The organism is Streptomyces anulatus, assembly GCF_014650675.1.
GTDB classification, from domain to species: Bacteria; Actinomycetota; Actinomycetes; order Streptomycetales; family Streptomycetaceae; genus Streptomyces; species Streptomyces anulatus.
The window spans coordinates 256,536-279,565 of record NZ_BMVK01000003.1 but is presented as its reverse complement, the minus strand read 5'-3'; the positions used below and the strand labels follow the sequence as shown (position 1 = coordinate 279,565).

Annotated in this window: 17 protein-coding genes and 2 pseudogenes; 12 read left to right on the top strand and 7 right to left on the bottom strand. The window is 71.0% G+C overall.

Going from position 1 to position 23,030, the window contains the following annotated elements; translation table 11 throughout:
• Positions 1-60 precede the first annotated feature (60 nt).
• Positions 61-1,359: a M18 family aminopeptidase gene (locus IE272_RS09675; protein ID WP_190006658.1), complete on the bottom strand. Its 1,299-nt coding sequence runs from the start codon at positions 1,357-1,359 to the stop codon at positions 61-63.
• Between the two features lie 123 nt (positions 1,360-1,482).
• Positions 1,483-3,309 (bottom strand): acyl-CoA dehydrogenase, encoded by a 1,827-nt coding sequence (locus IE272_RS09670; RefSeq protein WP_050358332.1) that lies wholly within the window; start codon positions 3,307-3,309, stop codon positions 1,483-1,485.
• Between the two features lie 167 nt (positions 3,310-3,476).
• On the opposite strand from IE272_RS09670, the gene IE272_RS09665 reads away from it, so the two are divergent.
• The 3 genes and pseudogenes from IE272_RS09665 to IE272_RS09655 form a co-directional block, all read left to right on the top strand.
• Positions 3,477-3,944 carry an SseB family protein gene (locus IE272_RS09665; protein ID WP_007447855.1) on the top strand — a complete coding sequence of 156 codons (468 nt, stop codon included), beginning with the start codon at positions 3,477-3,479 and terminating at the stop codon, positions 3,942-3,944.
• Between the two features lie 266 nt (positions 3,945-4,210).
• A pseudogene (locus IE272_RS09660) lies at positions 4,211-4,909 on the top strand (pirin family protein); the annotation flags it as partial.
• A gap of 91 nt (positions 4,910-5,000) precedes the next feature.
• Positions 5,001-6,098 (top strand): annotated as a pseudogene (locus tag IE272_RS09655) (AI-2E family transporter); the annotation flags it as partial.
• A gap of 284 nt (positions 6,099-6,382) precedes the next feature.
• Here the strand turns inward: IE272_RS09655 and IE272_RS09650 are convergent.
• A complete protein-coding gene (locus IE272_RS09650) occupies positions 6,383-8,512 on the bottom strand; it encodes an ATP-binding SpoIIE family protein phosphatase (RefSeq protein ID WP_190006657.1) in 2,130 nt (709 codons plus the stop codon).
• A 167-nt stretch (positions 8,513-8,679) separates the two neighbouring features.
• On the opposite strand from IE272_RS09650, the gene aspS reads away from it, so the two are divergent.
• The 3 genes from aspS (at position 8,680) to IE272_RS09635 (ending at position 12,215) form a co-directional block, all read left to right on the top strand.
• Complete coding sequence (gene aspS / locus IE272_RS09645) at positions 8,680-10,479, top strand: aspartate--tRNA ligase (protein WP_050358336.1); 1,800 nt, start codon at positions 8,680-8,682, stop codon at positions 10,477-10,479.
• A 266-nt stretch (positions 10,480-10,745) separates the two neighbouring features.
• The gene (locus IE272_RS09640; protein ID WP_190006656.1) at positions 10,746-11,522 is read left to right on the top strand and encodes a L,D-transpeptidase family protein; all 777 of its coding nucleotides are present in this window, start codon (positions 10,746-10,748) and stop codon (positions 11,520-11,522) included.
• 111 nt (positions 11,523-11,633) lie between these two features.
• Positions 11,634-12,215, top strand: a complete 582-nt coding sequence (locus IE272_RS09635) for a Uma2 family endonuclease (RefSeq protein ID WP_050358338.1) — start codon at positions 11,634-11,636, stop codon at positions 12,213-12,215.
• 72 nt (positions 12,216-12,287) lie between these two features.
• On the opposite strand, the gene metG is transcribed toward IE272_RS09635, so the two are convergent.
• Positions 12,288-13,901 carry a methionine--tRNA ligase gene (gene metG / locus IE272_RS09630; RefSeq protein WP_050358339.1) on the bottom strand — a complete coding sequence of 538 codons (1,614 nt, stop codon included), beginning with the start codon at positions 13,899-13,901 and terminating at the stop codon, positions 12,288-12,290.
• 182 nt (positions 13,902-14,083) lie between these two features.
• Between metG and IE272_RS09625 the strand changes: the two genes are divergently transcribed.
• Both IE272_RS09625 and IE272_RS09620 read left to right on the top strand, forming a co-directional pair.
• The gene (locus tag IE272_RS09625) at positions 14,084-14,737 is read left to right on the top strand and encodes a response regulator transcription factor (protein WP_012380146.1); all 654 of its coding nucleotides are present in this window, start codon (positions 14,084-14,086) and stop codon (positions 14,735-14,737) included.
• Positions 14,734-16,050: a sensor histidine kinase gene (locus IE272_RS09620; RefSeq protein WP_050358340.1), complete on the top strand. Its 1,317-nt coding sequence runs from the start codon at positions 14,734-14,736 to the stop codon at positions 16,048-16,050. The genes IE272_RS09625 and IE272_RS09620 overlap by 4 nt, the downstream gene beginning before the upstream one ends.
• On the opposite strand, the gene IE272_RS09615 is transcribed toward IE272_RS09620, so the two are convergent.
• Positions 15,984-17,537, bottom strand: coding sequence for a VWA domain-containing protein (locus IE272_RS09615; RefSeq protein ID WP_190006655.1), 1,554 nt, complete (start codon positions 17,535-17,537; stop codon positions 15,984-15,986). The two genes, IE272_RS09620 and IE272_RS09615, sit on opposite strands and share 67 nt — an antisense overlap.
• Before the next feature lie 293 nt (positions 17,538-17,830).
• Between IE272_RS09615 and IE272_RS09610 the strand changes: the two genes are divergently transcribed.
• Positions 17,831-19,900 (top strand): PhoX family protein, encoded by a 2,070-nt coding sequence (locus IE272_RS09610; protein ID WP_056702063.1) that lies wholly within the window; start codon positions 17,831-17,833, stop codon positions 19,898-19,900.
• A gap of 63 nt (positions 19,901-19,963) precedes the next feature.
• The gene (locus tag IE272_RS09605) at positions 19,964-20,365 is read left to right on the top strand and encodes an RNA-binding S4 domain-containing protein (protein WP_032790509.1); all 402 of its coding nucleotides are present in this window, start codon (positions 19,964-19,966) and stop codon (positions 20,363-20,365) included.
• 92 nt (positions 20,366-20,457) lie between these two features.
• On the opposite strand, the gene IE272_RS09600 is transcribed toward IE272_RS09605, so the two are convergent.
• Both IE272_RS09600 and IE272_RS09595 read right to left on the bottom strand, forming a co-directional pair.
• Positions 20,458-20,703 carry a DUF2630 family protein gene (locus IE272_RS09600; protein WP_050358630.1) on the bottom strand — a complete coding sequence of 82 codons (246 nt, stop codon included), beginning with the start codon at positions 20,701-20,703 and terminating at the stop codon, positions 20,458-20,460.
• A gap of 60 nt (positions 20,704-20,763) precedes the next feature.
• A complete protein-coding gene (locus tag IE272_RS09595; RefSeq protein ID WP_050358343.1) occupies positions 20,764-21,657 on the bottom strand; it encodes a hypothetical protein in 894 nt (297 codons plus the stop codon).
• 131 nt (positions 21,658-21,788) lie between these two features.
• Here IE272_RS09595 and IE272_RS09590 point away from each other — a divergent pair, with 131 nt between their 5' ends.
• Entirely contained in the window at positions 21,789-22,196 is a 408-nt protein-coding gene (locus tag IE272_RS09590) for a hypothetical protein (protein ID WP_050358344.1), read from the top strand.
• 198 nt (positions 22,197-22,394) lie between these two features.
• Positions 22,395-23,021 carry an NADPH-dependent FMN reductase gene (locus IE272_RS09585; protein WP_190006654.1) on the top strand — a complete coding sequence of 209 codons (627 nt, stop codon included), beginning with the start codon at positions 22,395-22,397 and terminating at the stop codon, positions 23,019-23,021.
• The last annotated feature ends 9 nt before the right edge of the window (positions 23,022-23,030 follow it).

Sequence of the window (23,030 nt, the reverse complement as noted above, 5' to 3'; positions counted from 1 at the left end):
CGAGTCGCGTACCCGGCCCGGCAACAACCATGTGTGAGGAGGCGGTTGGGCGGCTTCCGGTCAGCCGGCCAGGAACGCGACGAGCGCGTTCGCCAGCAGATACGGGTCGTCGGCGCCGCACAGCTCACGCGCGCTGTGCATCGAGAGGATCGCCACGCCGATGTCCACGGTCTGGATGCCGTGCCGGGCCGCGGTGATCGGTCCGATCGTGGTGCCGCAGGGCATCGCGTTGTTGGACACGAAGCTCTGCCACGGCATGCCCGCCTTCTCGCAGGCCGCGGCGAACACCGCACGGCCGCTGCCGTCGGTGGCGTACCGCATGTTGACGTTGACCTTGAGGATCGGCCCGCCGTTGGCGACCGGGTGGTGCGTCGGGTCGTGCCGCTCCGCGTAGTTGGGGTGCACGGCGTGGCCGGTGTCGGAGGAGAGGCAGACCGTCCCGGCGAAGGCGCGGGCGCGGTCCTCGTACGTGCCTCCGCGCGCGAACACCGAGCGCTCCAGCACCGAGCCCAGCAGCGGCCCGTCGGCCCCGGTGTCGGACTGGGAGCCGTTCTCCTCGTGGTCGAAGGCGGCGAGCACCGGGATGTACGGGATGTCGGCGTCGTCCTGTCCAGCGACGGCGGCCAGAGCGGCGGTCGCGGCGTGCACCGAGAGGAGGTTGTCCATCCGGGGCCCGGCCACCAGCTCCCGGTCCCGGCCCAGGTACGAGGGCGGCTCGATGGCGTGCGGCATCAGGTCCCAGCCGGTGACGTCCTCCGCGTCGACGCCCGCCTCCTCGGCGACGAAACGGATCAGGTCGCCCTCCTCGACCTCGCCGAGCCCCCAGATCGGCTGCATGTGCTTCTGCCGGTCGAGCTTGAGCCCCTCGGTGTTGGCCGACCGGTCCAGGTGCACGGCCAGCTGCGGCACGCGCAGCAGCGCCCGGTCGATGTTGACCAGCCGGTGGGTGCCGTCCCGCAGGGAGATCCGCCCGGCCAGGCCCAGGTCCCGGTCGAGCCAGGTGTTCAGCAGGGTGCCGCCGTAGACCTCGACCGCGATCTGACGCCAGCCGTGCGCCCCGGTGTCGGGCAGCGGCTTCACCCGCAGGTTCGGGGAGTCGGTGTGCGCCCCGGCGATCCGGAACGGGGTGTGCGCCCGCGCGCCCTCCGGCACGTACCAGGCGATGATCGCCCCGCCGCGCAGCACGTACTTCCCGCCGGCCGTCGCGTCCCAGGCGGCGGTCTCCTCGACCTGTCGGAAGCCGGCCTCCTCCAGCCGGGCGGCGGCGTTGGCCACGGCGTGGTACGGGGACGGGCTGGCCGCCAGGAAGGACATCAGGTCATCGGTGTGCGCACGGTCGAACCGGAGAGGGGAACTCATGTTCTTCACTGTAACGAGGACCCGGGGTCCGGTATCCGGTGACCGGGAGATCCATGACGACAGCGCCGCCACCCGGAGGAATTCCGGATGGCGGCGCTGTCGGTTCGCCGGGCGGGCGAGGTCCTAGAACGCGGCCTCGTCCAGCTCCATCAGCGAGTTGTCGACCGACTCGGCGAGCGCGCGCTCGGTGGAGACGCCCGGCAGGACGTTCGCGGCGAAGAACTTCGCGGCGGCGATCTTGCCCTGGTAGAAGGCGACGTCCTTGGCGGAGGCGGTCGGCAGCTTCTCGGCCGCCACGGCCGCGCCCTTGAGCAGCAGGTAGCCGACGACGACATCGCCGGAGGCCATCAGCAGGCGGGTCGTGTTGAGGCCCACCTTGTAGATGTTCTTGACGTCCTCGCCGGTCGCGGTGAGGTCGGTGATCATCGTGCCGACGATCGCCTCCAGGTCCACGGCGGCCTTGGCGAGCGAGTCCAGCGCCGGGGCCAGCTCCTCGTTGCCGTGGGCGCCCGCGAGGAACTTCTTGATCTCCTCGGAGAGCGTGTTGAGCGAGGCGCCCTGGTCGCGGACGATCTTCCGGAAGAAGAAGTCCTGGCCCTGGATCGCGGTGGTGCCCTCGTAGAGGGTGTCGATCTTGGCGTCCCGGATGTACTGCTCGACCGGGTACTCCTGGAGGTAGCCGGAGCCGCCGAAGGTCTGGAGCGACTGCGCGAGCTGCTCGTAGGACTTCTCGGAGCCGTAGCCCTTCACGATCGGCAGCAGCAGGTCGTTGAGGCCGTTGAGCGCCTTGGCGTCCTCGCCCGCGGCCTCCTGCTCCTGGATCGCGTCCTGGACGGAGGCGGTGTACAGCACGAGGGAGCGCATGCCCTCGGCGTACGCCTTCTGCGTCATGAGCGAGCGGCGCACGTCGGGGTGGTGCGTGATGGTGACCTTGGGCGCCGACTTGTCCATGAAGTTCGCCAGGTCCGGACCCTGGACGCGCTCCTTGGCGTACTCCAGCGCGTTCAGGTAGCCCGCGGAGAGGGCGGCGATGGCCTTCGTGCCGACCATCATGCGGGCGAACTCGATGATGCGGAACATCTGGCGGATGCCGTCGTGCTTGTCGCCGATCAGCCAGCCCTTGGCGGGGTGCTGGTCGCCGAACGTCATCTCGCAGGTGTTGGAGGCCTTGAGGCCCATCTTGTGCTCGACGTTCGTCGCGTACACGCCGTTGCGCTCGCCCAGCTCGCCGGTGGTCCAGTCGAAGTGGAACTTCGGGACCATGAAGAGCGAGAGGCCCTTGGTGCCGGGTCCGGCGCCCTCGGGGCGGGCCAGCACGTAGTGGATGATGTTCTCGGACATGTCGTGCTCGCCCGAGGTGATGAAGCGCTTCACACCCTCGATGTGCCAGGAGCCGTCCTCCTGCCGCACGGCCTTCGTCCGGCCGGCGCCGACGTCGGAGCCGGCGTCCGGCTCGGTCAGCACCATCGTCGAGCCCCACTGCTTCTCGACGGCGATCTCCGCGATCTTCTTCTGCTCCTCGTTGCCCTCGTCGAAGAGGATGCCGGCGAACGCCGGGCCGGAGGAGTACATCCACACGGCCGGGTTCGCGCCGAGCAGCAGCTCCGCGTAGCCCCAGATCAGGGAGCGGGGCGACGTGGTGCCGCCGATCTCCTCGGGGAGCCCCAGACGCCAGTACTCGGAGTCCATGAAGGCCTGGTACGACTTCTTGAAGCTCGCCGGGACCGGGGCGGTCTTGGTCTCCGGGTCGAAGACCGGCGGGTTGCGGTCGGCGTCGGCGTAGGAGTCGGCGAGCTCGTTCTCCGCGAGGCGCGCGATCTCGTCCAGGATGCTCTTCGCGGTGTCGACATCCATCTCACCGAACGGACCGGTGCCGTACACCTTGTCGCGCCCGAGGACCTCGAAGAGGTTGAACTCGATGTCGCGGAGATTCGACTTGTAGTGCCCCATGGGAAGGCTCCGTAATCAATAGCAGTGGCGCACAGCGCCCCGGGGAGTGGTGCGGGTCGGGCGACAGGCAGGCGTAGGTCCATCAGCTGACCTCTACGATGATGCTACCCGTCAGTAATAAGGCGCAACCCCTCAAGCCGTAGATGTGTCCGATTACTCTTTGCAGCATGTACGGCTACGACCAGAACCCTGGTGCTCAGCAGCAGATGGGTCAGATGGGCCAGATGGGTCAGATGGGCGGCGGCTACGGGGAGCAGCCGCTGTATCCCGAACCGTCGCCGCCCTCCCTGGCCGACGCGGTACGGGCCTTCACCACCGGCTCCCTCTCCGCCGAGGACTTCCAGCAGATCTTCGCCACGTCGAAGGTCTACTGCCCGCGCGGCGACAACCCGGGCTTCCTGGCGCTGCACAACACGCAGCAGCCGGTGATCCCGATGTTCACCACGCTCAAGGAGCTGCGGCTGTACGCGGGCAAGGAGTCCAAGTACTTCGTGATCACCGGGGCCGAGGTGATCGACCTCCTGCCGACGGGCTACGGCTTCGTCCTGGACATGGAGGGTGATCACCGGATGGTCTTCGACGCCAAGGCCGTCGAGCAGATGGTCGACTTCGCGATGCGTCGTATGTACGGGTAGGGGTGACGTCCTGGTGGGTCGCTGACCTGCTGTTTCGTTGTTCGGACGCGGGTCCGTGCCAGGAATGGCGCGGGCCCTTTCCGCTGTCGTGATCACGGGTGGGCCCACCGGCGTGGCCGCCCGGGAATGCGCGACGCCTTGCAGGATGTTCATCATTCAACTAAATTGATTGCAGAACACTCGCCCGGAGGTGGCTCCCATGCCCGCAGTGACCGTCGACAACCCGCTGACCCTGCCCAAGGTGGCCGCTTCGGGTGACGCCGTGGCCGGTCACGTACCTGATCGACGGGACCTTCATCCACCAGGACTCCAACGGTGGCGGCGGCACCATCGAGAACGGCGACACCCAGTGGATGACCGCCGGGTCGGGCCTGCTGCACATCGAGGCCCCGCCGGAGTCGCTCGTCATGTCCGGCGGGCTCTTCCACGGCCTCCAGCTCTGGGTGAACCTGCCCAAGGCCGACAAGATGATGGCCCCGCGCTACCAGGACATCCGCGGCGGCGAGGTCCAGCTGCTCGCCTCCCCCGACGGCGGCGCGCTGCTCCGCGTCATCGCCGGTGAACTCGACGGACACGAGGGCCCCGGCATCACCCACACCCCGATCACGATGATCCACGCCACCGTCCGGCCCGGCGCCGAGGTGACCCTGCCGTGGCGCGAGGACTTCAACGGCCTCGCCTACGTCCTGGCCGGGCGCGGCACGGTCGGCGCGGAGCGCCGCCCCGTCACGACGGGTCAGACCGCGGTGTTCGGGACCGGCGGCTCGCTGACCGTCCGCGCGGACGAGCGCCAGGACGGCAACACCCCGGACCTGGAGGTCGTCCTCCTCGGCGGCCGTCCGATCCGGGAGCCGATGGCGCACTACGGACCGTTCGTGATGAACAGTCAGGCCGAGCTGAAGCAGGCCTTCGAGGACTTCCAGGCCGGCCGCCTGGGCACGGTCCCCGCGGTCCACGGCATGTGACACCTCCCGCCGCTCCTGTCAGGTGACTCCCCGTCACCCGTACGGGGGCGGCGGACGGGCCGGCCGCCGCGCCCCGTGATCGGGTGGGAGGGTGCCCGCACCCAAGCCCCTCCTCCCCGAGAGCGCCCGCCGCGCGGCCGCCTGGTGCGGTGTCGTCCTGCTCGTCGTGGGCGTCGCCGCCGTCGCGATCTGGCTGGTCGTCGTCCTCAAGACGGCGGTCACCCCGGTGCTGCTCGCCCTGCTCGGCACCGCGCTGCTCGGACCCGTCCACCGGTGGCTGATCGCCCGCAGGCTCAACCGGTCGCTTGCCGCCGGGCTGACCTGTGCGGCTCTGGTCGCGGTGGTCGGGGGCGCCGGGTACATCGTCGTCACCGCCCTCGTCGACTCCGGCGACCAGATCGTCGCCTCGCTGAAGGACGCCGGCCAGTGGGTCGTGGACCATCTGGACATCGCCGGGGCCACGGACGTCGACGACCTGGCCGACAACGCGAAGAACCTGGTCGAGAAGTTCGGGGCGAGCGCGGCGGGCGGTCTGCTCAGCGGCATCAGCCTGGTCGGTTCGCTGGTGGCGACCAGTGTGCTGGCCCTGCTGCTGACCTTCTTCTTCCTGCGCGACTCGGACCGGGCCGTGAACCTGGCCCACTCGGTGGCCCCGCGCGGCACCGGGGACCTGGTCGAGGCCATGGGGCGCCGGGCGTTCGAGGCCGTCGAGGGCTTCATGCGCGGCACCACGTTCATCGCCCTGATCGACGCCGTGTGCATCACGGTGGGCCTGCTGATCCTGGATGTTCCCGGGGCGGTGGGGCTCGGCGCGCTGGTGTTCGTCGGCGCGTACATCCCGTACCTCGGGGCGTTCCTCTCCGGCGCGGTGGCGGTGCTGGTCGCGCTGGCCGACCGGGGGCTCGTGATCGCCCTGTGGGTCCTGGGGGTGGTGCTCGCGGTCCAGGTGCTGGAGGGCCATGTGCTCCAGCCGATGATCCAGAGCCGTACGGTCCAGATGCACCCCGCCATGATCATGATCGCGCTGACGGCGGGGGCGAGCGTGGCGGGCCTGCTCGGCATGCTGCTGGCCGTACCCCTGTGCGCGGCGGCCTTCGGGGTCCTGGGCGAGCTGCGAAGGGGGCACGGACCACATCCCGGCCCGTCCGGCGACCCCGGCCCGTCCGGCGGCGACCCCGGCCCGTCCGGCGGCGATCCCGGCGCTTCGGGCAGTCACCCCGGTGCTTCCGGCGGCGATCCCGGCGCTTCGGGCAGTCACCCCGGTGCTTCCGGCGGCGACCCCGGCCCGTCCGGCGGTGACCCTGGCGCTTCGGGCAGCCACCCCAGCCCGTCCGGCGTTTGAGGACGGAACCGTTACGGGGGTGGGCCCGCACGCTCCGGAAGCCAGGGCCGCGAGGGCCCGGGGAGCGCCAGGCCCGCGAGGGGGCCGTGGGCGGCGGGGCTGAGAAGGCGGTGGCCCTCAGGACTCAGGGCTCAGGAGGCCGCGGCCTCCGCCAACTCCCCCGGCTCGTCCGACTCGTACAGCTCGAACCAGATCGACTTCCCCTCCCCACGCGGATCCACCCCCCACGCATCCGCCAGCATCTCCATCAGCACCAGCCCCCGCCCGCTGGACGCCATCTCGCCCGGCCGCCTCTTGTGCGGCAGTTCGTCGCTGGCGTCGGCGACCTCGACGCGCAGCCGCCGCTCCCCCCGTTCGCCTGAGATCTCCGCCGCCATCAGCGCGTCCCCGTCCGTGTGGACGAGCACGTTGGTGGCCATCTCGGAGACCATCAGGACCGCCGAGTCGACCTGCTCGGGATCGCTCCAGTCGTGCAGCAGTTCGCGCACGAGCTGCCGGCCGACCGAGATCCGCTCGGGCTCGGCCTGCGCGATGGTCATGACGCTGCGGCGCGGCGGCGTCTCCCGGGCGGCGACGCTCTCGCGCCGCAGCACCAGGACCGCGATGTCGTCCTCCCGCCGGTCCGCGAGCGGCCCCGTCGTGTAGTGCGAGGTCGGCCCGTGCACGGCCTGGACCAGGGCGTCGGCCAGCTGTTCCAGGTCCTCGGTGGGCTCCTCCAGGACCGGGCGCAGCCGGGTCCAGCCGGTGGCCATGTCGTGCCCGCCGGTCTCGATGAGGCCGTCCGTGCACAGCATGATCGTCTCGCCGGGCTCCAGGACCACCCGGGTGGTGGGGTAGTCGGAGTCCGTCTCGATCCCGAGCGGCAGCCCGCCGGCCGTCTGCCGGATCACCGCGATCCCGTCGGCGCTGATCACCACCGGGTCGGGATGGCCCGCCCGGGCGATGTCCAGGGTCCCGACCTCCGGGTCCACCTCCGCGTACAGGCAGGTCGCGAAGCGCGGCGTCGCCGGCTCCGCTTCGCCCTCGACGCTCTCGTACGCGTCGGTGAGCCCGGACAGGAAGCGCGAGGCCCGGGCGAGCACGGCGTCCGGGCGGTGCCCCTCGGAGGCGTAGGCGCGCAGGGCGATCCGGAGCTGGCCCATCAGCCCGGCGGCCCGCACGTCATGGCCCTGGACGTCGCCGATGACCAGGGCGATGCGGCCGTTGGGCAGCGGGATCATGTCGTACCAGTCGCCGCCCACCTGGAGCCCGCCGCCGGTCGGCACGTACCGCGCGGCCACCGTCATGCCGGGGATCTCCGGGCCCAGGGTCGGCATCATCGAGCGCTGGAGCCCGAGCGACAGCTCGCGTTCCGTCTCGGCCACCCCCGCCCGGGCCAGGGCCTGGGCGAGCATGCGGGCGACCGTCGAGAGCACCGCGCGCTCGTCCGGGGAGAAGGCCACCGGATTCCGGAACCCGGCCATCCAGGCGCCCATCGTGCGCCCGGAGGACACCAGGGGCAGGAAGGCCCAGGACTGCCGTTCGAAGCGGCGGGCGAGCGGCCAGGTGGCCGGGTAGCGGCGGCGGTACTCGTCGGGGGAGGGGAGATAGATCGCGCGGCCGGTGCGGACGACCTCGGCGGCCGGGTAGTCGGTCTCCAGGGGCATGTCGGTGAAGGGCTCCTCGTCATCCGCGCTGTGCCCGTGGTGCCCGATGATCGTCAGCCGCTCCCCGGCGGAGCCGAAGACCGCGAGGCCGTCCGGGGAGAAGCCGGGCATGGAGAGCGATCCGGCTACCCGCAGCACCTCCGCGGTGGACCGGGCCTCGGCCAGCGCCCGCCCGGCGTCCAGCAGGAACGCCTCCCGGGACCGCCGCCAGTCCCCGGTGATCGGCGTGTGGGCGGCGTCGGTGGAGCCGGGCTGCGGCTCGGCGACTTCCTGGAGCGTGCCGAAGAGGACGTAGCTGTCGACGTCCCGGCCCGGTGGCACGACCGGCTTGGAGCGGCTGCGCACGGTACGGAGGACCCGGCCGCTCTCGTCCACGACCCGCAGCCGCGCCTCGGCGAGGGTGCCCTCGGCGACCGCGAGGTTCACCACCGCGTAGATCTCGTTCCAGTCGACCGGGTGGAAACAGGAGCGCACCTCGGATTCCCGGTAGCTGCCGGGCTCCGCGGGCAGCCCCAGCAGCCGGGCCGCCTCCGCGTCGAGCGTGACCGTGCCGGCTGCGTTGTCCCAGCGCCACAGGCCCGTCGCGATCGCGGCCAGGACTTCCTCGGTGCGCATTGCCCCACTTTAGGAATATGTACTCGGCGGACGCCACCGAGGGGCCGCCACCTGCTCCGGCGGCCGGGCGGGTACGGCGACGTAAAGGGAAATGAACCGTCCCGTCCCCGGGCGGTAGCCTAGGCAAGCTCGATCCACCCCTAACCGCGAAGACTGGATGAACGACGATGCATCGGTACAGGTCCCACACCTGCGGCGAGCTCCGCGCCTCTGACGTCGGTACCGACGTCCGGCTGAGCGGCTGGCTGCACAATCGCCGAGACCTGGGTGGCATCCTCTTCATCGATCTGCGCGACCACTACGGTCTGGTGCAGCTCGTCGCCCGCCCCGGCACCCCCGGCAACGAGGCCCTGGCGAAGCTCACCAAGGAGACCGTCGTCCGGATCGACGGCAAGGTCTCCGCGCGTGGCGCCGACAACGTCAACCCGGAGCTGCCGACCGGCGAGATCGAGATCGAGGTCACCGAGGTCGAGGTGCTCGGCGAGGCCGGCCCGCTGCCCTTCACGATCAACACCGAGGACGGCGTCAACGAGGAGCGGCGTCTGGAGTACCGCTTCCTCGACCTGCGCCGCGAGCGCATGCACCGCAACATCATGCTGCGCTCGGCCGTGATCGCATCGATCCGCTCCAAGATGGTGGCCCTCGGCTTCAACGAGATGGCGACCCCGATCCTCACCGCGACCTCCCCCGAGGGCGCCCGTGACTTCGTCGTCCCGTCCCGGCTGAACCCCGGCAAGTTCTATGCGCTGCCGCAGGCCCCGCAGCAGTTCAAGCAGCTGCTGATGATCTCGGGCTTCGACCGCTACTTCCAGATCGCACCCTGCTTCCGCGACGAGGACGCCCGCGCGGACCGCTCGCCGGGCGAGTTCTACCAGCTCGACGTCGAGATGTCCTTCGTCGAGCAGGAGGACGTTTTCCAGCCGATCGAGAAGCTGATGACCGAGCTCTTCACCGAGTTCGGCAACGGCCGTGAGGTCACCTCGCCGTTCCCGCGCATCCCGTTCCGCGAGTCGATGCTGAAGTACGGCAACGACAAGCCGGACCTGCGCGCCAAGCTGGAGCTCGTCGACATCTCGGACGTCTTCGCCGACTCCGGGTTCAAGGCATTCGCCGGCAAGCACGTCCGCGCGCTGCCGGTCCCGGACACCGCGGGCCAGTCCCGGAAGTTCTTCGACGGCCTCGGCGAGTACGCCGTCGAGCACGGCGCCAAGGGCCTGGCCTGGGTGCGTGTGGGCGAGGACGGGACGCTGGCCGGACCGATCGCCAAGTTCCTCACCGAGACCGACGTCAAGACGCTCACCGAGCGCCTCTCGCTGGTCCCGGGCCACGCCGTCTTCTTCGGCGCGGGCGAGTTCGACGAGGTCTCCAAGATCATGTCGGCGGTCCGGGTCGAGGCGGCCAAGCGCGCCGGTCACTTCGAGGAGGGCGTGTTCCGGTTCTGCTGGATCGTCGACTTCCCGATGTACGAGAAGGACGAGGAGACCGGGAAGATCGACTTCTCGCACAACCCCTTCTCGATGCCCCAGGGCGGCCTCGCCGACCTGGAGGAGAAGGACCCGCTCGACATCCTCGCCTGGCAGTACGACATCGTCTGCAACGGCATCGAGCTGTCCTCGGGCGCCATCCGTAACCACGAGCCCGAGCTGATGCTCAAGGCCTTCGAGATCGCCGGTTACGACCGCGAGACCGTCGAGCACGAGTTCGCGGGCATGCTTCGCGCGTTCCGTCTCGGCGCCCCGCCGCACGGCGGCATCGCCCCGGGCGTCGACCGCATCGTGATGCTGCTCGCCGACGAGCCGAACATCCGCGAGACGATCGCCTTCCCGCTCAACGGCAACGCCCAGGACCTGATGATGGGCGCGCCGACCGAGCTGGACGAGACCCGCCTGCGCGAGCTGAACATCCAGCTGCGCAAGCCGGTCGCCGCGAAGGGCGCGGGCGCGTCGGAGAAGACCACGGAGAAGTAGTTCCGGAGAAGCAGCCCTCGCGGCTCCTTCCGCACTGCGGATGTTTCACGTGAAACAGCCCCCGATCACCCGATCGGGGGCTGTTTCGTTGCACGCGGCGGAGAGCCGTGACGACGGGGTTACGCGGTCAGGGCGACGCGGTACAGCCGGATGGCCCCGGATCGGGTTCGGCCGGGGCGGGCCCGGCAAGGACTGGCACCGAGACACCCCTCTCGCATCCCCTTGCCGCGCCGCGCCGTCCGCCGCCACCCGAGGAGCCCGCCACCGTGTCCGTTCCGCGCCGCCCGCCCGCCCTGTTCGCCGCACCGCTCCTCGTCCTGGCCCTGCTGCTCACCGGCTGCTCCTCCGACGGGGCTCCCGCGAAGACGCCCGTGGGCGCCCCGGGCCCGCAGTCCGATGCCGCCTCCGTACGCCGGGCATCGCCCAGCCCGGATCCCACGCCGAGCCCCGCCGGGATCCCCGGCCTGGGACCGGAGACCCTGGCCCAGGTCCCCGCCGAGGCCCGGCAGGTGTTCGTCGTGACCGGCGAGGAGGCCGACTCCAACCAGTCCGGCGCGGTCCTGTACAGCCGCGAGGGCCCGGCGGAGAGCTGGCAGCCGGTCCTGGGGCCCTGGCTGGCGCACAACGGCATGGAGGGCTGGACGGACCACCATGTGGCGGGCGACCTGAGGTCCCCCACGGGCGTCTACCCGCTCACCGACGCGGGCGGCCGGCTCCCCGACCCGGGAGCGATGCTGCCGTACGACGAGCACCCCCGGTTCGCGGTGGACGGCGAGGGCTTCTTCGGAGAGCCGCTGGAAGGCTCCTTCGACTACGTCGTCGCGATCAACTACAACCGCACGGAGGGCGTCAGCCCCCTGGACCGCACCCGCCCGCTCGGCCTCGAACGCGGCGGCGGCATCTGGATCCACGTCGACCACGGCGGCCCCACCCAGGGCTGCGTCTCCGTGCCCGAGGAACACATGGAAGAACTCCTGCGCACCCTGGACCCGGCCATGAACCCGGTGATCGTGATGGGGGACGCGGCGACGCTGGGGCGGTGAGACGGGTCGACGCTGAGTCCCTGATCGGGTACGGCCGAAGCGCCCTGCCCGTACGCTGAAGACGTTCCCGGTGACAAGTGACCCGGTGCCCCGGTGCAGGAGGAGGTCGTTGTGAGCGTGGTCGAGGACCGCGTCCTGACGCAGGACGTCTTCGAAGAGCTGGCCCGTAGCGCCATACGTGCTGAGGAGGCACTGAGGCTGGAGTTCGTGAACGGGAAACTGGGGGTCAAGGCTGTGCCGGACGGGGACCACGGGCGGATCATCGCCTGGCTGACGCAGATCTGCATGCAGTCGGATCCGAGCAGGTGGCTCTTCGGAGAGCAAGGCCTTCGTGTCGAGTCCTACCGCAAGGGCAACGCCCGCCCCGATGCCAGTCTCGCTCCGATCGACGCCTTCGTCGGCCAGGGCGAGTGGGCCAGCCCCGACGACGTCCTCATGGTCGTCGAGGTCACCTCGTACGACGAGGACACCGACCGCCGCGACCGCGTCGAGAAGCCCCGCGCGTACGCCGAGACCAGCATCCCCGTCTATCTGCTGATCGACCGGGACAGCTGCGAGGTGAAGGTCCACTCGGGGCCCGACGGCGTCCGCTACGAGCAGGTCGTCACCGTGCCGTACGGCAAGACCGTCACCCTCCCCGACCCGGTCGGGATCGAGCTGGACACCGAGCCGCTCAAGAACTGGACGCGCTGACCCGACGCCGGAACGCGAGGAGCCCGGGACCACGAACAGCGGTCTCGGGCTCCTGACGTACGGACGAACGCGTTACGCCGGCTTCTCCTCCAGACGCGGGAACAGCACCGCGCCCTTCGTCACCGTCGCGCCCGCGGGCAGTACGCCCCAGGCGCCCGCGTCCTGGACCTTCTGTTCGGCCAGCGCGCCCAGGGACTCCTCGGCGCCCAGGGACTCCCAGAGCTTCTGCGAGGTCTCCGGCATCACCGGGTTGAGCAGGACCGCGACCCCGCGCAGGGACTCGGCGGCCGTGTACAGGACGGTCGCCAGGCGGGCCTGGCCCTCCGGGCTGGTGTCCTTGGCCACCTTCCACGGCTCCTGCTCCGTGATGTAGCCGTTGACCTGCTTCACGAAGTCGAAGACCGCCAGGATGCCGGACTGGAAGTCCAGCTCCTCGCCGATCTTCCGGTCGGCGGTCGCCACGGCCTTCGCCAGGCCCTCCTGCACCGCTCGCTCGGCGTCACCTGCGGCCGTCGCCTCCGGCAGCGCACCGCCGAAGTACTTGCCGACCATCGCCGCGACGCGCGAGGCGAGGTTGCCGTAGTCGTTGGCCAGCTCGGAGGTGTAGCGGGCGGAGAAGTCCTCCCAGGAGAACGACCCGTCGCTGCCGTACGCGATGGCCCGCAGGAAGTACCAGCGGTACGCGTCCACGCCGAAGTGCGAGGTCAGGTCCTGCGGCTTGATGCCGGTCAGGTTGGACTTGGACATCTTCTCGCCGCCGACCATCAGCCAGCCGTTGGCGACGACCTTGCCGGGCAGCGGCAGGCCCTGCGCCATCAGCATCGCGGGCCAGATCACCGAGTGGAAGCGGAGGATGTCCTTGCCGATCAGGTGCACGTTCGCCGGGAACGTACCGTCGAACTTCTCCTGGTTCGCGCCGTAGCCCACCGCCGTCGCGTAGTTGAGCAGCGCGTCGACCCACACGTAGATGACGTGCTTGTCGTCCCACGGCACCGGGACGCCCCAGTCGAACGTCGAGCGCGAGATCGACAGGTCCTGGAGACCCTGCTCGACGAAGTTCACGACCTCGTTGCGCGCCGACTCGGGCTGGATGAACCCGGGGTTCGCCGCGTAGAACTCCAGCAGCTTCGGGCCGTACTCGCTCAGCTTGAAGAAGTAGTTCTCCTCCTTGAGGAGCTCCACCGGCTTCTTGTGGATCGGGCAGAGCTTCTGCCCGGCGAACTCGCCCTCGCCGTCGATCAGGTCGCCGGGGAGCTTGTACTCCTCGCAGCCCACGCAGTACGGGCCTTCGTACCCGCCCTTGTAGATCTCGCCCTTGTCGTACAGGTCCTGCACGAACTCCTGCACACGGTCGGTGTGCCGCTTCTCCGTCGTCCGGATGAAGTCGTCGTTCGCGATGTTCAGATGCTCCCAGAGGGGCTTCCACGCCTCCTCGACGAGCTTGTCGCACCAGGCCTGCGGCGTGACGTTGTTCGCCTCGGCCGTGCGCATGATCTTCTGACCGTGCTCGTCCGTGCCGGTGAGGTACCACACCTTCTCGCCGCGCTGGCGATGCCAGCGCGTGAGCACGTCGCCTGCGACGGTCGTGTAGGCGTGGCCCAGGTGAGGAGCGTCGTTGACGTAGTAGATGGGGGTCGAGACGTAGTACGCCGTCGCCCCCTGCTTCTCGGATCCAGTGGCCGCCATGGTCGAAATCCTAACGGCCAGATCAAGATCCACTCACATCGATAAACCTGGGCCCCCGCGCGGGCGGAGCGGCGGCCTCCGGTGGAGAGCTTTGCGAAACATCCGTTGCCGTAATGGTTCCCGTAGGAAAGTCGCATCCTGGGAGGGAGCGGACAAGCGTGCACGAGGCAGGGGACATCACCATGCGGGTACTGGTCGCCGAGGACGAGGAGATCCTCGCGGAACTGGTCGCCACCGGGCTGCGCCGGGCCGGCTTCGCGGTCGACACGGTGTACAGCGGGGACGCGGCCCTCGCCTACCTCGGCCTGCACGACTACGACGTCGTCGTGCTCGACCGCGACCTCCCCCGGGTGCACGGCGACGACGTGGCCCGCCGGCTGGTCGCCTCCGGCTCCCGCACCCGGATCCTGATGCTCACCGCCTCCGGCACCATGGAGGACCGGGTCGCCGGGCTCGATCTGGGGGCCGACGACTACGTGGCCAAGCCGTTCGAGTTCCCCGAGCTGGTCTCCCGGGTGCGCGCCCTGCGCCGGCGAAGCGCCAGACCCGTACCGCCCCAGCTGGAGCGCCACGGCATCCGGCTCGACACAGTACGGCGCTCCGCGCTCCGCGACGGGCGGGATCTGGACCTCTCGCCGAAGGAGTTCTCCGTGCTGCAACTGCTCCTGGAGGCCGACGGCGGCACGGTCAGCGCGGAAGAGCTGCTGGAGAGGGCCTGGGACGCCAACGCCGACCCGTTCACGGGGGCCGTGCGCGTCTGTATGAGCAAGCTCCGCGCCAAGCTCGGCGAGCCCGCGCTGATCCGCACCGTGCAGGGCGTCGGGTACGCCCTGTGAAGCGGCCGTCCCCGCTGCGGCGGCTGGTGGACGCCTCGAAGCTGCCGCACTCGACGATCCGGACCCGCATCGCCCTCGTGTACGGCGGTGTCTTCCTGGTACTCGGCACCGCCCTGCTGGCCACCGTCAACCTGGCCTCCCGCGCCGGTACGGAGACCGAGGCGCGCTCCATCGCCTCGTCCGCCGCGGTCGCCCAGCCCGGCTACGCGGTGAACGGTCCGCTGATCTCCCGCCGGCACCTGGGGCCGCCCACCGTCTACGACCTCACCGACAACGTCAGCAACGCGGCGGGGCAGCAGCTCCTGTACTGGTCGATCGCCGCTCTGCTCGTGATGACGGGCTGTGCGGTCGCGGTCGGCTGGTGGACCGCCGGGCGGGTGCTGCGGCCCATCCACGACATGACCGAGAAGGCCCGCCGGCTCTCCGCGCACACCCTGCACGAGCGCATGGCGCCCACCGGGCCCGACGACGAGCTCAAGGAACTGGGCGAGACGCTGGACGCCCTGCTGGCCCGGCTGGAGAAGGCGTTCGACAGCCAGCAGAGATTCATCGCGAACGCCTCGCACGAGCTGAGAACCCCGCTGGCCACCCAGCGCGCCGCGATCCAGATCGGCCTGGACGATCCGTCCCCCGAGGACCTCGTACGCACCCGGCAGACCCTGCTGGACACCAACCGGCGCAGCGAGCGGCTCATCGAGGGGCTGCTCGTGCTGGCCCGCAGCGAACGGGGACTGGCCGCGGACGAGCGCGAGGCGGTCCGTCTCGACCATGTGGTCAGGGAGGAGGCGGCCCGCCGTCCGGCGGTACGGGGCGCGAGCGGCGGTCCGGAGGGCCGGGGAGCGGACGGCAGTGGTCCGGGGGGCCGGGGGCCGGGCGGCGGCCCGGCCGTGGACGTCGTGGTGGCCGCCTGTTCCGTGCGCGGCAACCGGCTGCTGCTCGCCCAGTTGGTGGCGAACCTGCTGGCCAACGCGGTCACGTACAACGTGCCGGGCGGCTCGGTGGAGGTCTCGCTGACCGGGGAGGGGGCCCTGCTGGTGCGCAACACCGGCCCGGTGGTCTCGGAAGCCGATATCGCGGGGTTCTTCGAACCGTTCCGGCGGGGCGAGGGCCGGGACCGGATGGGCCCGGGGTCGGGCCTCGGTCTTTCGATCGTCCGGTCGATCGCGGTGGCCCACGGCGGTACGGTCACGGCGACACCGGGCCCGGAGGGCGGCGGTCTCGCCGTGACCGTACGGCTGCCGGTCGATCAGGCCTCGGAGCCGGCCGCGCGCGTGGCGGTCCAGGCGGGCAGCCCGGCGAGGATCTCGCGGTAGAGCTCGGCGTCGGCGATCTCGCGCGGCGCCGGGCCCGCGTGGAAGAAGCCGGCGTTCGGCGCGTCGAGCTTCCGCAGGAAGTCGAAGCCCTTCGCGTCCTGCTCGCCGAAGGCGACGAACTGGAAGAACAGCGGCAGCCGCGCCGCCTCCGTGAGGGCCTGCCGGGCGGCCTGCTTGGCGTCCGGCGGGCCGTCCGTCTGGAAGATCACGAGAGCCGGACCGGTGGCCTCCGTCTTCTCGTAGTGCGCGACGATCTCCTCGACCGCACGGTGGTAGTGCGTCCGGCCCAGCCGGCCGAGGCCCGCGTGCAGCTCGTCGACGCGGCCCTCGTGTCCGGAGAGTTCGATGGCGCCGGTGCCGTCGATGTCCGTCGAGAAGAAGACGACCGGCACGGTGGCGTCCTCGTCCAGGTGCGCTGCGAGCGCCAGCGTCCGGTCGCCCAGGTGCTGGGCGCTGCCGTCCTTGTAGAACGGCCGCATCGAGCCGGAGCGGTCGAGCACCAGGTAGACGCGGGCGCGGAGCCCGGTCAGCCCGTGCGCCTTGAGCGCCGTCTGCGCCGCCTTGTACGGGGCGACGAGCTGCGGAGCACGCGACTTGACCCGGGCGAGCGTGGTGGCGGGCTTGCCGGGGGCGGCCTCCGAAACGGCGGCGACGGCCTCCGGGGCGGTGACGACCGGCTCCGGTGTGACGGCGACGGGCTCCGGGGCGGCGGGGGCCGCAGGGGCCTCTGCGACGGCCGGCGTCTCTGTGCTCTCCGGCGCCTCTGCGGCTGCCGGTGCCACTGAGGCCTCGGGAGCCTTGGGGGCCTCGGGCGCCTCGGGGGCGGCCTGAGGTGCCTCGGCGGCGGCTTCAGGGGCCTCTGCAGCCGCGGCTTCGGGGGTGGCTTCCGCTTCTGCCTCCGCTGCCGGTTCCGGCTCGGCCTTCGGCTCCGGTGCGGGCTCCGGGGTCTCGTCGAGGTCGAGGTCGATCGTGATCGGCTCCGGCGTCGACTCCTCGGCCTTGACGGGCTCCTCGGCGGTCACCGGCTCTTCTGCGGTCACCGGCGCCTCGGCCTTGACGGCTTCCTCGGCGGCCACCGGTTCCTCGGCGGTCACCGGCGCCTCGGGCTTCTCCGGCTTCGGAGCGTCTTCCGGGGCCGACTTCTGCGCGGGGACGGTCGGCGACGCCGGGGCGGCGGCCGCCTTGTCGAAGGCCTCCGCCACCAGGTCGGCGGCCAGCGAACCGTCACGCTCCGTGGACGCGGTGGCGGCGGGAGAGGCCGTGGACGCGGTGGACGCCGTCTCCGCGGAGGACGGGGTGGAGGACGAGGGCGAGGCCGGAGCCGGGATCGACGCCTTCGGCTCCGCCGCGGGCTCGGCCGCCGAAGTGGTCTCCGGCTCCGGCTCCTTGGGCTGAGTGCGCTCGGCCTGGGGCGGGACGGTGGCCGTGGTCGGCTCGTCCTGCTCCGTGCGGCCGAACACCTTACGCAGCAAGCTCCGAATGCCCATGGGCGAGGCCTTTCGCATGAGTTGGGTGCGGTGAATGTCCGACCTGGGTGAATTCATCCCTGGCCAGGACGGATACGTAAGGTTAGCGGCCGGATCCGGCCGTTCGCCGGTGCGGCCCACCGCTGCGTCAACCGAGCCGAAACCGTTCCCGGACCGAGTCCGCGGCGGTGCCCGTCACCGGCCCTCAAGGGAACAGCGGTGGCCCGGACTTCACCCGCCGTTCACCGGGAGTCCCTCGGACCGCGTGGAGGCACACATACCGTCACGCACGACACCAGACGGAGGGAATCCACGTGCGCAATCTGCTGCCGTTCATCAGCTCGCATCCGGGTGGGCGTTCCGCGCTGACCTGCCGCTTCCGCTGCGGGGACGCCTGCTTCAAGGAGACGCCCAACAACAGCGACAACGAGTACGCCGGCGACATCATCGCCGGTGCCGTGTCGCGCCGCTCGATGATGCGCGCCGCCGCCGTGGTCACCGTCGCCACCGCCGCCGGTACCGCGGCATTGACCGGCCCGAGCGCCCCGCAGGCCGAGGCCGCCGCGCTCGCCGGTCACGGTCACAAGCCGGGCCACCCCCATAAACCGGCCCCGTCCGGCGCGCGTGGCCTGCGGTTCTCGCCGGTCGCGCCCAACAAGGACGACAAGGTCACCATCCCCGACGGTTACGCGCAGAACGTCGTGATCCGCTGGGGCGAGCCGATCCTGCGCGGCGCACCCGCCTTCGACCCGGACAAGCAGACGGCGAAGGCACAGGCCGGCCAGTTCGGCTACAACAACGACTTCCTCTCCCTGCTCCCGCTGCGCGGCGAGCGCGGCCGGCAGGTCCTGGTCGCGAACCATGAGTACACGGACGAGATCCTCATGTTCCGCGGTTACGATCCGGCCAACCCGACCCGCGAGCAGGTGGAGATCGCCTGGGCGGCGCACGGACTCTCCGTGGTCGTCGTCCAGGAGGAGCACCGCACCGGCAAGCTGGGCCCGGTCAACCGGCACCCGCTGAACCGCCGTCTGACCGCGACCAGCGAGTTCCGCATGACGGGCCCGGCCGCGGGCAGCGCCCTGCTGCGCACGTCCGCCGACGGAACCGGCCGCAAGGTGCTCGGCACCCTCAACAACTGTGCAGGCGGCACCACTCCGTGGGGCACCACGCTGCACGGCGAGGAGAACTTCAACCAGTACTTCGCCAACGGCAACACCGACATGCACAAGCGGTACGGGATCGGCACGAGCGCCACCGAGCGCAAGTGGGAGCGGTACGACCGGCGGTTCGACCTGGCGAAGGAGCCCAACGAGGCCAACCGCTTCGGCTGGGTCGTCGAACTCGACCCGTACGACCCGGACTCCACCCCGCGCAAGCGGACCGCGCTGGGCCGGTTCAAGCACGAGGCCGCACAGCCCCGGCTCACCTCCGACGGCCGCCCGGTCGTCTACATGGGCGACGACGAGAAGTTCGACTACCTCTACAAGTTCGTCTCCAGCAAGCGGATGAAGAAGGGCAACTCGCGGGCCGCCCGCGAGCACAACCTGACGCTGCTGGACGAGGGCACCCTGTACGTCGCCAAGCTGACCGGCGACTCGCCGGTCACCGAGATCGACGGCACCGGAAAGCTGCCCGTGGACGGGGAGTTCGACGGCAGCGGCGTCTGGATCCCGCTGGCCACCGGCACCACTTCCCATGTGCCCGGCATGACCGCCGACGAGGTGTACGTCTACACGCGGCTCGCCGGCGACAAGGTCGGCGCGACCAAGATGGACCGTCCCGAGGACGTCGAGCCCTCGCCGCGCACCGGCCGGGTCTATGTCGCGCTCACCAACAACTCCGACCGCGGTAAGGCGGGCAAGCCCGGCGCGGACGAGGCGAACCCGCGCAACAGCAACAAGCACGGGCAGATCCTGGAGCTCGCGGAGAACTGGGACGACCCGGCGGGCGACGGCTTCGCCTGGCGGCTGTTCCTCGTCGCGGGCGACCCGGACGACCCGGCGACGTACTTCTCCGGCTTCCCCAAGGAGAACGTCAGCCCCATCTCCTGCCCGGACAACGTGGCGTTCGACGCCCACGGCAACCTGTGGATCTCCACGGACGGCAACCAGCTCGGCTCGCACGACGGGCTGTTCGGTGTGGCGACCCACGGTGACCGGCGCGGCGAACTGAAGCAGTTCCTCACCGTCCCGGCCGGGGCCGAGACCTGCGGCCCGGTCATCCAGGACCGTCGGGTCCTGGTCGCGGTCCAGCACCCGGGCGAGATCGACGGAGCTTCCGTCGAGAAGCCTGCGAGTGTCTGGCCCGACGGCCCGGGCAAGATCGTCCGCCCCTCCGTCGTCGCCGTCTGGCGCAAGGACGGGCGCGACATCGGCGTGTGAGGTCCGGCGGGCGGGGGCTTAACGGCTCCCGCCCGCGACCCGGTCCGCACTAGAGTCGAAGGCATGGTTTCCGGTGACGCGCCGCAGGCGGAGGGAAGCGTCCGGGTCGACGTGTGGATCTGGTCGGTCCGGCTGACGAAGACCCGTGCCCAGGCGGCTGCCGCCTGCCGGGCAGGACATGTGAGGGTCGGCGGCGAGCGGGCCAAGCCCGCACAGGCCGTACGCGCCGGCGACGAGGTGCGGCTCCGGCACGCTGGCCGGGACCGGGTGGTGGTCGTCTCGAAGGTCGTGAAGAAGCGGGTCGGCCCGCCGGTGGCCGTGGAGTGCTTCGTCGACAACAGCCCGCCTCCGCCGCCCCGCGAGGTCGCGATCCAGGTGCCCGTACGGGACCGGGGCACGGGCCGTCCGACCAAGCGCGACCGCCGGGAGATGGAACGTCTTCAGGGACGCCCGCCGGAGAGCTGAGGCCACCACCCGGTGTTTCACGTGAAACACCGGGCCGGAAGCACAGGATGGACGTCCCGGAAAGCACAGGGCGAACGTTCCGGAGGGCCCGGTCAGCTCTGGTACCCCTCCACCTCCTCGGCGGGGCGGACCTTCGCCGTCTCGGGGTCCTCGCCGTACTCGCTGAGCGCCCGCCGCCGGCGCAGCAGGTCCCAGCACTGGTCGAGCTGGACCTCCACCGCTCGCAGCCGGGCCTTGTCGTCCGTGGACAGGCCCATCTTCGCCACGGAGCGGTCGCGCAGGTCACGCTCCTCGGAGACCAGGTCGTCGATGTTCTCGAAGATGTCGCGGTCGGCCATGACGCCTCTCTCGGGTCGCTCGGTGGCGGTCACGGATCCCACTCTCACCCGGTCGCCGCCTCATCGCACGTCGGCCGCGGGCCGCCTGCGCCGCAGGAGCACCCGGGCCACCACCGCCCCCACGAGCAGGGCCGCACCGACCGCCAGCACCACCCACACCGTGGTTCGCAGTGAGGCGGTCAGGGCGTCGACCACCGCTGCGGCCGCGTCCCGGTCGCTGTCCGGCACCTCGTCCAGCACCCGGCTGCGGCCGACCGCGACCACTACCCGGAGCACGATCGCACCGAGCACGAACCCGGCGCCCACGGTCGCGGTGGCCCACAGCCCGGCCCGCATCCCGCGCCGTACGGTCGCGATGCCCACCACCAGGACGAGGAACACGAGCGTGGCGACGGCCGGCCAGATGCTGCCGTAGCGGAGCAGGCGGAACGAGTCCCTGAGGTCGTCGGCCTGGCCGGGGCCGAGCACGGTGATCTCCGTCCGCTCGACCGGGATCTGGTCCGCGAACGGCACTCCGTCGCGTACCAGGTCCTGTTTGACCTGGTCGATCACCGGGGCCAGATCGATCGTCACGGCCTCCCCGCTGTCGCCGTCCAGGGCGGCTGCCACGGCTTGGTGGGCGGCCCGGTTGGCGGCGTCCCAGGCGTTCCGGAAGGCCTCGGTGGTGGTGAACGACAGCACGGTCTCGTGCAGAAACTCCCGGACCGTGTCCTGGAGCGGACCGAGATCGATCTGTCGCATCGCCTCTTCGGTGACCAGGTCCGCGACGGTGGTCTGCACCGCCGGGTCGGAGGCGAGCGGCGACACGGCGGCGACGTACCGGTCGGTGTCGTCGATCTCCAGGTCGACCCAGGCGGAGAGCGCGCTCAACGGCACGAGGACGGCGAGCAGAACGAGCAGGACCGCCGAGAGGGCCGCCGAGGTCGCCGAGATCGCCGAGGGAGAGGTCCGCACCCCTCCAGGGAATCCCGTACGGGGCCGGGCCGCTCCGGGCCGTACGCCATTCGAGTTGCCGGGCGGCGCGGTCGGGTGTGCTCTGGAGGAACGGGGGCGTGCGACGGGGGCGACGGAAGGAGCTGTCCGCGATGGCCACACATGCAGCGATGCCCGGCCGAAGCGGTTCCCGCGCGCATGCGCGGACCCGCCACCACACCCCGCTCGCCTGGGCACTGCCTCTGGTGCTCGGCGTGGTCTACGGGTTCTACGCGGCGTTCATCCGCCGCGACGGCGGCCCCAGCACCGGCGGACAGGTCCTGCTCGGGCTCGTCTCCGGTGTCGCTCTGGCGGTCCTCTGCTTCGCGCTGGGCCGGATCCAGCGCTCGCTGCCGCGCGAGCTGCGGGCAGCCGCGTACGGCGCGCTGACCGCGTGCGCCATCGGCTTCCTGGTGAGCCTCACCGACACCAGCGTGCTGAGGTCGACCGTTCTGGGTCTGGTGGTCGGGGCCGGCGTCCTCTGTGTCTCGTTCTACGTCTTCTACACGCGGGAGACCTGACGTCCGTCCGACGCTCGGGGCCCGGCTTCCGGGCTTCTCCGGCCGGCCGCGTGCGCGGCCGCCAGATTCGATCTGGCGGCCGCGCCCCCGCGTCTGGCGCCCAAGAGGTGAGGGAGCGGAACGGGCCGGGCCGGACGAGAGACCGGGTGGCCCGGGAGGCGGTGGAGGTCACGGAGGTCGCGGGAGGAGGAGCGAGCGATGACGACGGACGAGAGCGACGTCAGGAGCACGGGCAAGAGCGCCGGAGGGGGCCGGGACGCGGGAAGCAGCCTTCCGCTGCGTGTCGCTGTGATCATCGGCAGCACCCGCGAGGGACGCATCGGCGATGCGGTCGGCCGCTGGTTCATGGAGCGGGCCCGGGACCGGAGCGAGCTCGACCTCGCCGTGCTCGATCTCGCCGATTACGACTTCCCCGTGCACTATCCGGGGCGGGCGACCGAGCAGATGACGGAGTTCACCGAGGAGATCGCCAGGGCCGAGGCCTTCGTCGTGGTCACCCCGGAGTACAACCGCTCGTTCCCCGCCTCCCTGAAGCAGGCCATCGACTTCGCCTACGAGGAGTGGCAGACCAAGCCGGTCGCCTTCGTGAGCTACGGACACGGTTCCGCCGGGCTGTACGCCGTGGAGCAGCTGCGCACGGTCTTCACCGAGCTGCACACGGTGACCCTGAGGAACGGGGTCGCGCTCGACTTCCTCCGGCAGCCGCTGGAGGGGCACCCCGGCGACACCGGCCGGGACCGGTCCGTGGGCCTGATGCTCGACCAGCTCGGCTGGTGGGGCTGGGCCCTGCGCGAGGCGCGCGCCGTCCGCCCGTACGTCTCATGAGCTCCCGGA